Origin of the sequence: Salinigranum sp. (genome assembly GCF_041641895.1) — an archaeon.
Classification (GTDB): domain Archaea; phylum Halobacteriota; class Halobacteria; order Halobacteriales; family Haloferacaceae; genus Salinigranum.
This window is the reverse complement of the sequence record NZ_JBEPXO010000092.1, coordinates 1-14,098: the sequence shown is the minus strand read 5'-3', so window position 1 is coordinate 14,098 and position 14,098 is coordinate 1. Positions and strand designations below refer to the sequence as shown.

General features: G+C 67.7%; 16 protein-coding genes. 10 read left to right on the top strand and 6 right to left on the bottom strand.

What is annotated here, in order from left to right:
* A partial coding sequence (gene glmS / locus ACESK5_RS16410) for a glutamine--fructose-6-phosphate transaminase (isomerizing) (protein ID WP_372912659.1) occupies nt 1–1,293 on the bottom strand: 1,293 nt, incomplete at its 3' end.
* 2 nt (nt 1,294–1,295) lie between these two features.
* Complete coding sequence (glmU, locus tag ACESK5_RS16405; protein ID WP_372912658.1) at nt 1,296–2,453, bottom strand: bifunctional sugar-1-phosphate nucleotidylyltransferase/acetyltransferase; 1,158 nt, start codon at nt 2,451–2,453, stop codon at nt 1,296–1,298.
* A 148-nt stretch (nt 2,454–2,601) separates the two neighbouring features.
* Between glmU and aglJ the strand changes: the two genes are divergently transcribed.
* The gene (gene aglJ / locus ACESK5_RS16400) at nt 2,602–3,531 is read left to right on the top strand and encodes an S-layer glycoprotein N-glycosyltransferase AglJ (protein ID WP_372912657.1); all 930 of its coding nucleotides are present in this window, start codon (nt 2,602–2,604) and stop codon (nt 3,529–3,531) included.
* Between the two features lie 87 nt (nt 3,532–3,618).
* Here aglJ and ACESK5_RS16395 read toward each other — a convergent pair whose 3' ends face one another.
* A complete protein-coding gene (locus tag ACESK5_RS16395) occupies nt 3,619–3,942 on the bottom strand; it encodes a hypothetical protein (protein ID WP_372912656.1) in 324 nt (107 codons plus the stop codon).
* 211 nt (nt 3,943–4,153) lie between these two features.
* On the opposite strand from ACESK5_RS16395, the gene ACESK5_RS16390 reads away from it, so the two are divergent.
* Complete coding sequence (locus ACESK5_RS16390; protein ID WP_372912655.1) at nt 4,154–4,363, top strand: ribbon-helix-helix domain-containing protein; 210 nt, start codon at nt 4,154–4,156, stop codon at nt 4,361–4,363.
* Between the two features lie 20 nt (nt 4,364–4,383).
* Here ACESK5_RS16390 and ACESK5_RS16385 read toward each other — a convergent pair whose 3' ends face one another.
* Nucleotides 4,384–4,767, bottom strand: coding sequence for a hypothetical protein (locus tag ACESK5_RS16385; protein WP_372912660.1), 384 nt, complete (start codon nt 4,765–4,767; stop codon nt 4,384–4,386).
* A gap of 156 nt (nt 4,768–4,923) precedes the next feature.
* The gene (locus ACESK5_RS16380) at nt 4,924–5,649 is read right to left on the bottom strand and encodes a hypothetical protein (RefSeq protein ID WP_372912654.1); all 726 of its coding nucleotides are present in this window, start codon (nt 5,647–5,649) and stop codon (nt 4,924–4,926) included.
* Nucleotides 5,650–5,787: 138 nt separating this feature from the next.
* Between ACESK5_RS16380 and ACESK5_RS16375 the strand changes: the two genes are divergently transcribed.
* Together ACESK5_RS16375 and ACESK5_RS16370 are read left to right on the top strand one after the other, a co-directional pair.
* Nucleotides 5,788–6,492: a VOC family protein gene (locus ACESK5_RS16375; protein WP_372912653.1), complete on the top strand. Its 705-nt coding sequence runs from the start codon at nt 5,788–5,790 to the stop codon at nt 6,490–6,492.
* Between the two features lie 31 nt (nt 6,493–6,523).
* A complete protein-coding gene (locus ACESK5_RS16370; protein WP_372912652.1) occupies nt 6,524–7,006 on the top strand; it encodes a cupin domain-containing protein in 483 nt (160 codons plus the stop codon).
* 149 nt (nt 7,007–7,155) lie between these two features.
* On the opposite strand, the gene ACESK5_RS16365 is transcribed toward ACESK5_RS16370, so the two are convergent.
* Nucleotides 7,156–7,446 (bottom strand): DUF5779 family protein, encoded by a 291-nt coding sequence (locus ACESK5_RS16365; RefSeq protein ID WP_372912651.1) that lies wholly within the window; start codon nt 7,444–7,446, stop codon nt 7,156–7,158.
* A 332-nt stretch (nt 7,447–7,778) separates the two neighbouring features.
* Here ACESK5_RS16365 and ACESK5_RS16360 point away from each other — a divergent pair, with 332 nt between their 5' ends.
* The 6 genes from ACESK5_RS16360 to ACESK5_RS16335 all read left to right on the top strand — a co-directional run.
* On the top strand, nt 7,779–9,041 hold the full coding sequence (locus ACESK5_RS16360; protein ID WP_372912650.1) for a LeuA family protein: 1,263 nt from the start codon (nt 7,779–7,781) through the stop codon (nt 9,039–9,041).
* A gap of 318 nt (nt 9,042–9,359) precedes the next feature.
* A complete protein-coding gene (gene ilvB / locus ACESK5_RS16355; RefSeq protein ID WP_372912649.1) occupies nt 9,360–11,177 on the top strand; it encodes a biosynthetic-type acetolactate synthase large subunit in 1,818 nt (605 codons plus the stop codon).
* A gap of 2 nt (nt 11,178–11,179) precedes the next feature.
* Nucleotides 11,180–11,839, top strand: a complete 660-nt coding sequence (gene ilvN / locus ACESK5_RS16350) for an acetolactate synthase small subunit (protein ID WP_372912648.1) — start codon at nt 11,180–11,182, stop codon at nt 11,837–11,839.
* A gap of 50 nt (nt 11,840–11,889) precedes the next feature.
* Entirely contained in the window at nt 11,890–12,948 is a 1,059-nt protein-coding gene (gene ilvC, locus ACESK5_RS16345) for a ketol-acid reductoisomerase (protein ID WP_372912647.1), read from the top strand.
* 12 nt (nt 12,949–12,960) lie between these two features.
* Entirely contained in the window at nt 12,961–13,251 is a 291-nt protein-coding gene (locus ACESK5_RS16340) for a hypothetical protein (RefSeq protein ID WP_372912646.1), read from the top strand.
* Nucleotides 13,244–14,098, top strand: an 855-nt coding sequence (locus ACESK5_RS16335) for an aconitase family protein (RefSeq protein WP_372912645.1), incomplete at its 3' end; no start/stop codon positions are given. The genes ACESK5_RS16340 and ACESK5_RS16335, both read left to right, overlap by 8 nt.

The following is a 14,098-nucleotide window of genomic DNA, read 5'->3' as shown; positions in this document are numbered from 1 at the left end:
GTTCCCGAGGAACTCGATCGCCTCCGTCGTCGACATCTCGCCGCGCGCTCGGGCGAGCGCGACTGAGAGGAGCGAGAGCGTCGCGACCTGAGAGACGAACGTCTTGGTCGCGGCGACGCCGATTTCAGGGCCGGCGCGGATGAACACCGTCTCGTCCGCCTCGCGGGTCACGGTGCTGCCGAGCGTGTTCGTCACGGCGAGGCTCCGCGCCCCCGCACGCTTCGCCCGACGCAGGGCGGAGAGGGTGTCGGCGGTCTCCCCACTCTGTGTCACGGGGACGACCAGCGTCCGCCAGGGGTCGCGCCCGCCGTCGAACTCGTACTCGCTGGCGATTTCGGCGGACGCGCGGACGTCGGCCAGCGATTCGACGAGTTCTGCGGCGTACATCCCCGCGTGGTAGGAGGTGCCGCAGGCGACGAACGTCACCTCTTCGAGGGAGTTGAGGTACTCCTTCGGGAGGTCGATGTCCAGGTCGACCTCGCCGTTGAGTTCGTCGATGCGCCCCGAGAGAGTCTGGCGGAGCGCCGTCGGCTGTTCGTGAATCTCCTTGAGCATGTAGTGCTCGTAGCCGCTCTTCTCGGCCGCCTCGGCCTCCCACTCGACGTGTTCGCGCGGGCGGTCGACTACCTCACCGTCGTTGTGAATCTCGACGCCGTCTCTCGACAGGACGGCGACGTCGCCGTCTTCGACGTACGTCACCTCGCGGGTGTGTTCGAGGAACGCCGTGACGTCGCTGGCGATGAACGCCCCCGTCTCACCGTGTCCGATGACGAGCGGGCTGTCCTGCCGGGCGGCGACGATGCCGTCGAACTCACTGCTGACGATGCCGAGCGCGAACGTCCCTTCGAGACGGTCGAGCGTCCGGTCGACCGCCGTCGGCAGGTCGTCGCCCGACTGCAGATACTCCTCGATGAGGTGGGGGACGACCTCGGTGTCGGTCTCGGAGGTGAACGCGTGGTCCGAGAGTTCGTCGCGGAGGGTGTCGTAGTTCTCGATGATGCCGTTGTGAACGACGGCGACGGTGCCCGTGCAGTCGGTGTGTGGGTGGGCGTTGGCGTCCGTCGGTTCGCCGTGGGTACTCCAGCGGGTGTGGCCGATGCCGATGGTCGCGTCGTCGTCGTCCGGGAGCGAGAGGTCCTTAATGCGCCCCGCCTGCTTGAACTGGCGGAGTTCGTCGCGGCCGCGGAGCGCGACCCCGACGGAGTCGTAGCCGCGATACTCGAGGTTCTCCAGGCCGGTCCGGAGAATCGGCAGTGCCTCGTCGTCACCGACGTATCCGATGATTCCACACATGATTACCCCCTCCTGATGGTAGCTCCGTCCTCGACGTTGCCGTCGACCGTCGTCCCCTCGTGGACCGTCGTGTCGTTCCCGATGATCGTTCCCGGCGCGAAGGTGACACCGCCGCCGAGGGTGACGTTGTCACCGATGACCGCACCCAGGCGAGCCGACTCGTACAGTTCTCCGGCGAGGGCGACGGTGGCGTCGCCGCCGGATGCGGTGTTGTTCGCACCGACGGTGCTGTTGGAGCCGACGATGGTGTCGTGCAACACCGCGCCCGCCTGGACGGTGGCGTCGGGGAGGACGACGGTGTTCGAGACGACGGCGTTGGCACCGATTTCGGCGTTGGCGCCGAGGGTCGTCCCCGCGAGGAGCGTCGCGTTCGGGTGGACGTGGACGTCCTCGTCGATTTCGACCGGCCCAGCGATGGTCGCCGAGCCGTGGACGACGGCGGCGTCGTGGACGTGGCCACCCGTCTCGTCGAGGACGCTGGCGTTCACCGACAGGAGGTTCCACGGGACCGAGACGTCGAGCCAGCGCCCGTCGTAGCGGACGGCCCGGACGGAACCTTCCGCGGCGAGTCTGTCGAGTGCGGCCGTGATGGGCGACTCGCCGACCGTGTCTGTCCGCTGGATGGCGTCGAAGACGCTCGGCGTGAACTTGTACACCCCCGCGTTGATGAGGTCACTCGTGAGGGCCGGCCCGGTGGGCTTCTCGTCGACCGAGACGACCCGGTTGCCGTCGAGGCTGACGACGCCGTACGCGCTCGGCGTCTCCGAGCGCCGGATGGCGACGGCCGGTGCCGGTGTCGTGTCGTCGGCGATGCGCGAGACGAGCGAGCTGTCGATGATCCGGTCGCCGTTCAGGACGACGAACTCGTCGTCGATGTACGGTTCGGCCTGCGCGACGGCGTGGCCGGTCCCGAGCTGTTTCTCCTGGACGGCGTACGTGAGGTCGACTTCCCAGTCGTTCCCGTCGCCGAAGTGGCTCTGGATGCGCTCGCGCTTGTACCCGACCACGAGAACGACGTCCTCGATGCCGGCGTCGGCGACTGCCTCGAGTACGTACTCGAGGAGCGGCCGATTGGCGATAGGGACCATCGGTTTCGGTCTCGTGCGGGTGAGGGGTCTGAGACGCATACCCTCCCCCGCCGCGAGAATCACTGCATGCATACTCTGTTGCAGATGCGTTAGACGTTCTTGTATATTCTCCGCTTACCACAAGTACGTCGAGTTAATCGATGCCTGACTCGGCCGGGATGCCAGCGTCAGGACCGGGAGAGCGGAAGTGTTATTTAAACCATCCCCGTTAGCGCCGTTGATGCCGCGACCCGACGACGTCTGCGTCCTCGTACCGACGCTCGACGAGGCAGAGACCATCGGTGACGTCGTCCGCGGCTACCGCGAAGAGGGGTTCGAGAACGTCCTCGTCGTCGACGGTGGGTCGGCCGACGAGACGACGGAGGCGGCCACCGAGGCTGGCGCGCGCGTCGTCACCCAGTCGGGGACCGGCAAGGGACAGGCCGTCCGGGAGGCCGTCTCCGAACACGTCGACGTCCCGTACGTCCTCATGGTCGACGGCGACGGTACCTATCTACCGTCGGACGCCGAGGCGATGCTCCGCCCGCTCGACGAGGGGTACGAACACGTCATCGGCGACCGGTTCGCCGACATGCGCGAGGGCGCGATGACGCGGCTCAACCGCGCCGGGAACCGGCTGTTCAACCGCGCCTTCGCGTACATCCACGGGACCGACTTCGGTGACATCCTCTCCGGCTATCGGGCGTTCTCCCGGGAGTCGTTCGAGCGGATGACGCTCACCGCGGAGGGGTTCGGCATCGAAACGGAGATGGCCGTCGAGTGTGCGAAACACCGCATCGACACGACGGTGGTGCCCATCACGTACCTCCCACGGCCCTCCGGGTCGAACACGAACCTCAGCCCGTTCCGCGACGGGAGCATCATCCTCCTCGAACTGTACCGGCGGGCGAAGACGAACAACCCACTCTTCTACTTCGGCAGTGTCGGCTTCGTCTCGACGGCCGTCGGCCTCGGCATCGCCGTCTGGGTCGGCGTCGAGTGGGTCACCCGGAACATCTCCCACGAGGTCATGGCAGTCGTCGCCGCCTCGGGCATCCTCTTCGGCGTCCAGCTGTTGATGTTCGGCGTGCTCTCGGATCTCATCTTCTCGCTCCACAGAGAGCAGATGCAGCGACTCGACCGACTCGAAGAGGAACGGACGAAGGAGTGAGTATCGGCGGGGTGGCGGTGGCCACGGCGCGGTAGCCCGTGGGTGTCGACACCGGACCGGGACGCCGAGACGGGGACGGGGTCGGACTCAGAAGGGGAGGAGGCCGCGGAGTCGACCGACGAGGCTGTTCGACGCGGCGGCACGGTACTCCTCGAACACGGGGTGGAGCGTGTCCAGCAGGTCACGCTTCGACTCGAACCGACGTGTGGGGGTGCGCTCGAGAATCTCGGACAGCGCGACGGTGCCGCCCGAGGCGTCGTACGGCACCTGTACGTCACCGATCGTCCGAACGATTTCGTCGCCGGTAGCGGGGTAGTCGATTCGCTCGTCGAGGTGGGGTTCGAGTGCCGCGATGCCGAACTCGATGTGGTCGGCGTCGGACCCGTCCTGCTGTGGTGGCCTGACTCCCATCGACGACGACTACGTGGTCATCGGTTGAAAAACTCCCGAAGACGCTCGGACCGCTCCGTGATTTCGGTCGATTCAGTCACGGGACCGGGGTCGCTTCTGGACGCTTCTGAAGCGTCGAGGCGCGTCACCGTACGTCGGCGCCGCCGTTCGCTCGCGGAGCGCGGCGTCGGCGTCCACAAGGCGTAACTCGCACCGCGTCGTCTGTCCAGTCGTGACGGACTACACGACCGTTTCGATCCCGAAGGACCTCGCCGAGCGCGTCGAAGACACCATCGAGGGGACGAGTTTCTCGTCGACGAGTGACCTCGTCCGGTTCCTGCTCCGGAGTATCGTCATCCAGCACCAGCGAACTGGAGAGCTGACCGAAGCGGAGTTCGAGGAGATAACGGACCAGCTCGTCGACCTCGGCTATCTCGAGTAACCCCGAAGCTGTGCACTCGCTCACAGCGCAGCGTCCCCGAGCGACTCCTCCGGCGGTTCCGCCGTCACCTCCTCGAGCGACAGCCGCGTGCCCGAGCGGTCGTACGCTCGGACCTCGGTGCGGTCCCACGGTGGAACGGCGACGATGACCGCCGCCGCGAAGTCGTCGCGCTTCGTCGGCTCCTTCGGGCCCTGTGGGTGCGCGTGGAAGCGTGCGCGCCCCCGCCCCGCGGGCGTCGAGAGGTCGAGACCGAACACGGCGGTGACGGACCGCCCCGCGTCGGGCAGGTAGAAGTGCGTCAGTACGGGCGTGTCGCCGTCGAGCCCGAGGTCCGCGTCGAACGCGCCCGCACGGGTCGGCGCCAGGACGACGCTGAGCGTGTCGGGTTCGGCGTCCTCGCTCATGTCGAGGAGGACGTCGAGGAGCGCACTCGTGACGTACAGCGGCTGGCGGTCGTCGCCGCGACTCGTCGCTCCGGTCGAGTGCTGACCCACGTCGTTCACAGCCTCTGTAGGCGCTCAGACGCGAAAAAGTGTGTCGGAGGCCCAGGGCATAGGGCCTCAGATGAGGCTCCGGAACGCTCTGGCGTAGGCGGCCGGCAGGCGCGCTCGCGCGTTGTCCAGCGCCTCGTGGAGGGCCGTGCTGGCGTCTTCGAACACGCCGGCGCCGTGGCCGACGAGTACCCGCTCCGGGTCGAGGCTGCGGAACGCCCGTTTCGGTGGTGAGAGCCGGAGCATCGGGTGGACACCGAGTCGCTCGCCGGGGGCGCAGAAGTACTCGGCCGTGCCGACCGCCTCCGGAACGACGAGCGTCCCGGACTCGTCGTGGTAGAGTGCCGCCTCCTGCCAGGGCGGGAACGACCGGTCGACGACTTTCAGCGACCGATAGCCGGTGTCGGCCAGTTCGCGGCCGAACCGCTCGGTCGTGGCGTCGATGTCGTCTGCCACCCCGGTCATCCAGGTGGGGAGGTAGACCGGGACGTCGTGTCGACGGGCGACGGCCGCCGCGTCGCGCTTGTGCCGGTCGAGACAGACGACGACGCCTGCGACGTCTCCGACAGAGGCGAAGAGGTCGTCGACGCCGGGCGCGTCCACCGGGTCGACGACCCACGCCTCCCCGTCGCCAGACTGCGCTTCGCTGTCCGCGGAGTCTCGCGTTTCGGGGTCGGCCGCCAGCACGTGGCTCGCCCGTTGCATCCCTTCGTCGGGGTAAGCGAGCCAGCTGACGCCGCCGTCCCACCGGTCGATTTCCTGCAGTCGCGGCGTTCCGCTACCCTTCATCGGCATGGTCGTCGTCAGGAGTCGGACGCGCATAAAAAATCCGACTGCGGTCGGGGCCGTGGGGCGGTCGGAGTGCACGGACGGGTCGAGAACTGTGGCCCGCTCGACCGACAGTATAACCCGTCGCGTCACGAACACCACCTGATGCTCTCCGCGCTCACTCATCTCGCGCTCGAAGTGAAGTATCTCGACAGAGCACGCGACTTCTACACCGAGCAACTCGGCCTGCAACCGGTCGAGGCAGGGGAGCGTGAGGTCGTCTTCGAGGTCGGTGAGACGGCACTCGTCCTTCGGCGGCCAGACGGTGTCCCGCGCGGCGGCCTCCACGTCCACTACGCCTTCGCGACCGGTGCAGACGCTTACGAGACGTGGGACGCACGGCTCTCGTCGCTCCCGACCGTCGCGTTCGACTTCGGCGCGTCGCGGTCGCTGTACGTCGACGACCCCGACGACCACTGCGTGGAGGTCGGGACGGTCGCGGACACGGACACGGACGACCTCGTCGGCGTCTTCGAACTCGTCCTCGAGGTCGAGTCGCTCGACGACGCCATCGAGCGGTACCAGGCGCTCGGGTTCGAGGTCGTCGACCGGGGCGACGACCGTCGACGGGTCCGACTCCGCGGCCCGATGGACCTCGAACTCTGGGAACCACAGCTCGGTATCGCCGACGCGCGCGGCGGTGTCCACGTCGACGCCGGGTTCGCCACGGCGGACCCCGCCGCCGCCGCCGAGGCAGTCGCTCCCGGCGCGCCGGTCGAAGCGGTCGACGGCGGCGTGCGCGTCCGCGACGCCGACGGACACGTCCTCACGTTCGTCGAGGAGGCCGACGGACCGCCGGCGACGAGGTAGACGTAACCGGGTCGCGCGAGTACGTGCAGACATGTCGTACCGAACTGTTCGCGTCGACGACCTGGAGAACGCACCGAGCCCCACCCGCGAGAAGAAGGAACTCGACGAAGCACTCGGCATCGAGGCGTTCGGCCTCAACGTCTACACCGTCGCACCGGGCGAGCGCGTTCCCTGGGGATTCCACCGTCACCCCCGGCACGAGGAGGCGTTCTACGTACTCGAAGGGGTACTGACCGTCGACACGACGGACGAGTCACTGACCGTCGAGGCGGGTGAGGTGCTCTCCGTCCCGCCCGACCACCCGACCCGCGCACACAACGCGGGCGCGGAGACGGTCCGTCTCGTCGCCGTGGGGGCGCCGAAGGAGACGGACGAGGCTGTCATCGAGGAACGGTGTCCGGACTGTGGAGCCGTGACCGAACGTCGTGGCGAGCGGGTCGACGGGGGCGACACCGTCGTTCTCTTCTGCACCGGGTGCGGGGCCGAGACGGACCGGTTCGGACGCGAGTCGTAGGGGCGAACGGACGACACCCGACGGTGACGACGGACGGCGTGTCGTCGCGTCGCGACCCGTCCGTCGGCGGCGGTCAGCGCACGGGGACGGTGGCCGCGGTATCGGATAAAAAGTCCGGGGAGAGGGGGTGGCGAGGGGACTGCGCCGGGTCAGGAGAGGCGGTCGGTGTCGATGCGGACACCGGGCGGGGCGACGACCAGGAACCGCCGGAAGTGCATGAGTTCGCCACCCATATCCCGGATGTCGCGAGCGAACCCCGCGGCGAGTCGGTTGAGGTCCCCTTCGATGGCGAGGAAGAGCACGCTCCCGCTCTCGACGGCGGTGATCCACTCCTCGGGCGGTGTCGACCCGTCGAGGACCCCCAGGATGACGTTCCCCTCGATGTCGTCCGTATCGAGGTACTCCTCGGCGCCGCGGAGGTCGAGGTCGAAGTCGGCCATATCCGTCGGTTGCGGGCGCACGAGAAAAACGTTCTGTCGGCGTCCGACGCTCCGCCTCAAGTCGCACTCGCGAGGGTCGCCGTCGGTCCACGCCCGTAGACGAACGTCCAGTCGGCCGGCGCGCGTGAGCGGCTGGGAGTAAATTTCACCAAACGAGCGTGAAAAATACGGGGTCCGACACGGTGCCTCCCGTCGACGTCGTTCCCTGCCGCCCGGCCTGTATTAGGAATACGACCACGTACTAGGCCGTTTACGTCACGCGATTCGACGGGTCCAGCGGCGTCCAGCGGGGCGGGAGACGCCGAACCGGACAGACACCTTTATATGTCCCGATGAGATTAACTCAGGTACAATGTCCAACAACATGGACGTGGAGGACACTTCGTCGGGTTCCCCGGCGGGTCGAGTTCTTCCAGGGCACACTGGAAACCACATCTGAGATCGAGACGGTACGGATTTTCGACACGACGCTCCGCGACGGTGAGCAGTCGCCACGCACTTCCTTCTCGTACGACGAGAAACGGGAGATAGCGACGCTGCTCGACGCGATGGGGACGCACGTCATCGAGGCGGGCTTCCCCGTGAACTCGGACGCCGAGTTCGAGGCAGTCAGAGACATCGCGGACGCCTCACAGACGACGACGTGTGGCCTCGCCCGCGTCGTCGACAAGGACGTCGAGGCCGCGCTGGACTCCGGCGTGGACATGGTGCACGTGTTCGTCTCCACAAGCGACGTCCAGTTACAGGACTCGATGCACGCCTCCCGCGAGGAGGCCGTCGAGCGCGCCGTCGAGAGCGTCCGCCGCGTCAAGGACGCCGGCGTGGAGTGCATGTTCTCGCCGATGGACGCCACCCGGACGGAGAAGGCGTTCCTCTTCGACATCATCGAGGCCGTCTCCGAGGAGGACGTCGACTGGATCAACATCCCCGACACCTGTGGGGTCTGCACCCCGACCCGGATGGCGAACCTCATCGGCGAAATCGTCGAAGTCACCGACGCGAGCATCGACGTGCACGCGCACGACGACTTCGGCCTCGCCACCGCGAACGCGATGGCCGGGTTCGAGGCCGGCGCGATGCAGGCGCAGGTGTCGGTGAACGGCATCGGCGAGCGCGCGGGCAACGCCGCGTACGAAGAGGTCGTCATGTCCGCCGAGTCCCTCTACGGCGTGGATACCGGCATCGAGACCCAGCGCATCACGGAGCTCTCGAGAGTCGTCGAGGCGGCCAGCGACATCCCGGTGCCGCAGAACAAGCCCGTCGTCGGACGCAACGCCTTCTCGCACGAGAGCGGCATCCACGCTGCGGGCGTGCTGGAGAACGCGAGTACGTTCGAGCCGGGCGTGATGACCCCCGAGATGGTCGGTGCCTCCCGGGAGTTCGTCCTCGGCAAGCACACGGGGACGCACTCGGTCCGCAAGCGGCTGACCGACGCGGGCTACGAGCCGACCGACGCGCAGGTGCGAGAGATCACCCGCCGCGTCAAGGATTACGGCGCCGAGAAACAGCGGGTCACGATGACCGAGCTGGAGCGGTTCGCCGACGAGGTCGGCGTCGACCACGTCGACGAAGCCGAAGAGGAGGTCAGAGCGTAGGATGACCGCCCTCCCGTTCGCGCATCGTCGCGAGCGGCGGGTCCGCCCCGACGAGCCGACGCGGGGACGTGCGCGCTCGACGGCCCGCGGGACGTCGAGACGCTCACGAAAGGGTTTTATGAGACGAGCGTATCTCACCCGATACGATGAGATACTGTCCCACTCGCGGCGACGCTCGCCGGCCGAGTACGGACAGTGTCGCCGCCATCCGGTCGATTGTAGGGGCTGTCTAGCCCCTCACACCCTCTTCTCCGCGCCGACCGTCCAGTTTCGAACCGACCACCGAGTGCCGCGACCACACCAAGCCGAGACACACACATGAGCGAACGTGCGACACCGAAACCCGAATCGGACGACTCCACGCCGGAGTCCGCCGAGACGGGAGGACAGCAGCGAACGGACGAACAGCGACCCGAGACACAGCAGGACGACGCGTCGGTCACGACCGGCGCGTCGTCGGTCGTCCGCGCCCTCGAGAACGCGGGCGTCGAGGCGGCTTTCGGCGTCCAGGGCGGTGCCATCATGCCCGTCTACGACGCGCTGTACGACTCGTCGATCCGGCACGTGATGATGGCCCACGAACAGGGCGCGTCGCACGCGGCGGACGCGTACGGCGTCGTCAAGGGCGAACCGGGCGTCTGCCTCGCCACGTCGGGACCGGGTGCGACCAACCTCGTCACCGGCCTCGCGGACGCGAACATGGACTCCGACGCCGTCCTCGCGCTCACCGGGCAGGTGCCGAGCGACATGGTCGGCTCCGACGCGTTCCAGGAGACCGACACCATCGGCGTCACCTCGCCCATCACGAAGCACAACTACTTCGCGGGCGACGCGGACACCGTCGGCGACACCGTCGGCGAGGCGTTCGCTCTCGCCGGAATGGGTCGGCCGGGGCCGACGCTGGTCGACCTCCCGAAGGACATCACGCAGGCCGAGACGGGTCGCGAACCCGGTCCGGCACGGCCCCCGAAGACGTACAACCCGCAGATGGAGGCGGACGAGCAGGACGTGAAGGTCGCCGCTCGCGCAGTCGAGAACGCCGAGAAACCCCTGCTGCTGTTCGGCGGCGGCGTCATCAAGGGGAACGCCACCGAGACGGCCCGCCGGTTCGCCATCGACCACGGCATCCCCGTCGTGACGACGATGCCCGGCATCGGGAGCTTCCCCGAGGACCACGACCTCTGTCTGTCGTGGGCCGGGATGCACGGCACGGGCTACGCGAACATGGCCATCACCCACACCGACCTGCTCATCGCGGTCGGGACGCGGTTCGACGACCGCCTCACGGGTGGCATCGACACGTTCGCACCCGAGGCGGAGGTCGTCCACATCGACATCGACCCCGCCGAGATATCGAAAAACGTCCACGCGGACTACCCCCTCGTCGGCGACGCGGGTCGCGTCCTCGACCAGGTCGACGGGCGCATGGAGCACTCGCCCGACGCCCGCGAGTGGCGCGAGCAGTGCCAGACGTGGAAGGACGAGTACCCGATGGACTACGCGGCGCCGTCGGACGAACCCATCAAGCCGCAGCTCGTCGTCGAGGCGTTCGACGAGGCCACCGACGACGACACCATCGTCACGACCGGGGTCGGCCAACACCAGATGTGGGCCTCTCAGTACTGGACCTACCGCGAACCCCGAACGTGGGTCTCCTCGCACGGGCTGGGGACGATGGGCTACGGACTCCCCGCCGCCATCGGCGCCCGCCTCGCGGCGGACCAGATGGGGCAGGAGGACCGCACCGTGGTCTGTTTCGACGGTGACGGCTCGTTCCTGATGACGATGCAGGAGCTCTCGGTGGCCGTCCGCGAGAACATGGACATCACCGTGGCCGTCCTCAACAACGAGTACATCGGGATGGTCCGGCAGTGGCAGGACGCCTTCTACGAGGGCCGGCGGATGGCCGCCGAGTACAACTGGTGTCCCGAGTTCGACCGCCTCGCCGAGGCGTTCGGCGCGCGCGGCTGGCGCGTCGACGACTACGACCAGGTCGCCGACGCCGTCGAGGAGGCGCTGGCGTACGACGGTCCATCGGTCATCGACTTCCACGTCGACCCGGCGGAGAACGTCTACCCGATGGTCGCGTCCGGCGCGGCGAACGGCCGTTTCGCCCTCTCGGAGGACCAGCTGTAACCATGAGTTCGGAACGCACACCCGAGAGCGAGACGTCGAGGGCGGAGGACACTCACCGGACCGGGCTGAAGGGTCCGTCGCCGGAGGAACGCCCCCACCCCGAGGGGCGGCGCAACTCCCAGGGCATCCGCATCGACCCCGAAGTCGAGGCCGAACCCGAGGTGCGCGAGGCGGTGCTGTCGGCGCTCGTCGTGAACGAACCGGGCGTCCTCGCGCGCGCCTCCGGCCTGTTCGCTCGCCGGCAGTTCAACATCGAGTCGCTCACCGTCGGGACCACTCAGAACGAGGAGTACTCGCGCATCACGCTCGTCGTCCGGGAGCCCGAACCGGGCATCGAACAGGCGAAGAAACAGCTCGAGAAGCTCGTCCCGGTCATCTCGGTGACCGAACTCACCGACGACGCCGTCCGGCGGGAACTGGCGCTCATCAAGGTCGACGGCGACCACCCCGACCAGATTGCCGCCGTCGCCGACATGTACGACGCCACGGTGGTCGACGCGAGCGCCGAGGCCATCACCGTCGAGGTGACGGGCACCAACACGACCGTCGAGAACGCGCTGGACACGTTCGACCGCTTCGGCGTCCGCGAAATCGTCCGCACAGGGACGGCTGCGCTCGAGGCGGGTGCGAACGCGACGGCGAAACACTGGCCGGACGACTGAGACACGGACGTACCGAAACGTAAAAACCGCAGTTCACCACCTATCCATCCATGTCAGACTCAGACTTCACCATCGACGTTTACTACGACGACGACGCGGACCGCTCGCACATCGACGACAAGACGGTCGCCGTCCTCGGCTACGGCAGCCAGGGCCACGCGCACGCACAGAACCTCGCCGACTCCGGTGTCGACGTGGTCGTGGGCCTCCGCGAGGACTCCTCGTCCCGCGCGGCGGCGGAGGACGACGGCCTTCAGGTAGCGACGCCGGTCGAGGCCGCCGCACAGGCGGACATCGTCTCGGTACTGGTGCCCGACACCGTCCAGCCGGACGTGTTCGAGGCCATCCGCGACGAACTCGAACCGGGCGACACGCTCCAGTTCGCCCACGGGTTCAACATCCACTACAACCAGATCCGACCTCCAGAAGACGTCGACGTGACGATGATCGCACCGAAGTCGCCGGGCCACATCGTCCGCCGGACGTACGAGAGCGGCGAGGGCACTCCCGGCCTGCTGGCGGTGTACCAGGACGCCACCGGCGAGGCCAAGCAGGAGGCGCTGGCGTACGCCCACGCCATCGGCTGCACCCGCGCGGGCGTCGTCGAGACAACCTTCAGAGAAGAGACCGAGACGGACCTCTTCGGCGAACAGGCCGTCCTCTGTGGCGGCATCGCCTCGCTCATCAAGCAGGGCTACGAGACCCTCGTCGACGCGGGCTACTCGAAGGAGATGGCGTACTTCGAGTGTCTCAACGAGATGAAGCTCATCGTCGACCTGATGTACGAGGGGGGGCTCGGCGCGATGTGGGGGTCGGTCTCCGACACCGCCGAGTTCGGCGGTCTCACCCGTGGCGACCGGGTCATCGACGACCACGCCCGCCAGAACATGGAGGAGATCCTCGAGGAGGTCCAGAACGGGGAGTTCGCCCAGGAGTGGATCACCGAGAACCAGGCCAACCGGCCGAAGTACTGGCAGCTCCGCGCCCGCGAGGAGAACCACGAAATCGAGGAGGTCGGCGCGCGCCTCCGGAGCCTGTTCGCGTGGGCCGAAGAGGGCGAGGACGCAGAGACTGACGACGAGGACGAGAAGATCACACTGAGCGAGTAACCGAGAGAAACAATGACAGACAGAATGGGAGACATCGAACACACGAACCCCCACACCGGGGAGGCCTTCGGCGCGAACGGAGGCGTCTTCACGCGGGGTCCCGCGGCGGCCGACGGCGGCACCGAGGGAGAGGAGATGAAGGACGTCGAACACGAAGCGCCCGACGGCGACGGGGCGAACGAGGTCTGGGAGCGCGGCCCCGAGACCGACGACGCGGAGGCGACGGCGGCCGACGCCGAGACCGACGAAGCCAACGCGCCCGACGACGTAGGCGGAGCGAAGGACGTACCCGCAGATGAGTGAGAGAACGCTGTACGACAAGGTCTGGGACCGACACGCCGTCACGACGCTCCCGACGGGACAGACGCAGCTGTTCGTCGGGCTGCACCTCATCCACGAGGTGACGAGCCCCCAGGCGTTCGGGATGCTCCGCGAGCGCGGACTCGAGGTGGCCTACCCCGAACTGACGCACGCGACGGTCGACCACATCGTCCCGACGGCGGACCAGTCTCGCCCCTACGGCGACAGCGCCGCCGAGGAGATGATGTCCGAACTCGAACAGAACGTCCGCGACGCGGGCATCGAGTTCGACGACCCCACGACGGGCGACCAGGGCATCGTCCACGTCATCGGGCCGGAGCAGGGCATCACCCAGCCGGGCAAGACCATCGTCTGCGGCGACAGCCACACCTCGACCCACGGCGCGTTCGGCGCGCTCGCGTTCGGCATCGGCACGTCGCAGATTCGCGACGTGCTGGCGACGGGCTGTATCGCCATGGAGAAACAGAAGGTGCGGAAGATCGAGGTCACCGGCGAACTCGGCGACGGCGTCGAGGCGAAGGACGTCATCCTCGAAATCATCCGCCGGCTCGGCACCGAGGGCGGCGTCGGCTACGTCTACGAGTACGCCGGCGAGGCAATCGAGTCGCTGGACATGGAGGGACGGATGAGTATCTGCAACATGTCCATCGAGGGCGGTGCCCGCGCGGGGTACGTCAACCCCGACGAGACGACCTACGAGTGGCTCGCCGAGACGGACGAGTTCGAGGACGACCCCGAGAAGTTCGAGCGGCTGAAGCCCTACTGGGAGTCGGTCAGCTCGGACGAGGACGCCGAGTACGACGACGTGGTCGTCGTCGACGGGGACGAA

Excerpts from the sequence above, each read along its gene's own strand:
- ACESK5_RS16340 (WP_372912646.1), top strand. The coding sequence starts at position 12,961 with ATGACAGACAGAATGGGAGACATCGAACACACGAACCCCCACACCGGG.
- ACESK5_RS16370 (WP_372912652.1), top strand. The coding sequence starts at position 6,524 with ATGTCGTACCGAACTGTTCGCGTCGACGACCTGGAGAACGCACCGAGC.
- aglJ (WP_372912657.1), top strand. The coding sequence starts at position 2,602 with ATGCCGCGACCCGACGACGTCTGCGTCCTCGTACCGACGCTCGACGAG.
- ACESK5_RS16385 (WP_372912660.1), bottom strand. The coding sequence starts at position 4,767 with ATGAGCGAGGACGCCGAACCCGACACGCTCAGCGTCGTCCTGGCGCCG.
- glmU (WP_372912658.1), bottom strand. The coding sequence starts at position 2,453 with ATGCATGCAGTGATTCTCGCGGCGGGGGAGGGTATGCGTCTCAGACCC.
- ilvN (WP_372912648.1), top strand. The coding sequence starts at position 11,180 with ATGAGTTCGGAACGCACACCCGAGAGCGAGACGTCGAGGGCGGAGGAC.
- ACESK5_RS16395 (WP_372912656.1), bottom strand. The coding sequence starts at position 3,942 with ATGGGAGTCAGGCCACCACAGCAGGACGGGTCCGACGCCGACCACATC.
- ilvC (WP_372912647.1), top strand. The coding sequence starts at position 11,890 with ATGTCAGACTCAGACTTCACCATCGACGTTTACTACGACGACGACGCG.
- ACESK5_RS16375 (WP_372912653.1), top strand. The coding sequence starts at position 5,788 with ATGCTCTCCGCGCTCACTCATCTCGCGCTCGAAGTGAAGTATCTCGAC.
- ACESK5_RS16380 (WP_372912654.1), bottom strand. The coding sequence starts at position 5,649 with ATGCCGATGAAGGGTAGCGGAACGCCGCGACTGCAGGAAATCGACCGG.
- ACESK5_RS16360 (WP_372912650.1), top strand. The coding sequence starts at position 7,779 with ATGAGATTAACTCAGGTACAATGTCCAACAACATGGACGTGGAGGACA.
- ACESK5_RS16365 (WP_372912651.1), bottom strand. The coding sequence starts at position 7,446 with ATGGCCGACTTCGACCTCGACCTCCGCGGCGCCGAGGAGTACCTCGAT.
- ilvB (WP_372912649.1), top strand. The coding sequence starts at position 9,360 with ATGAGCGAACGTGCGACACCGAAACCCGAATCGGACGACTCCACGCCG.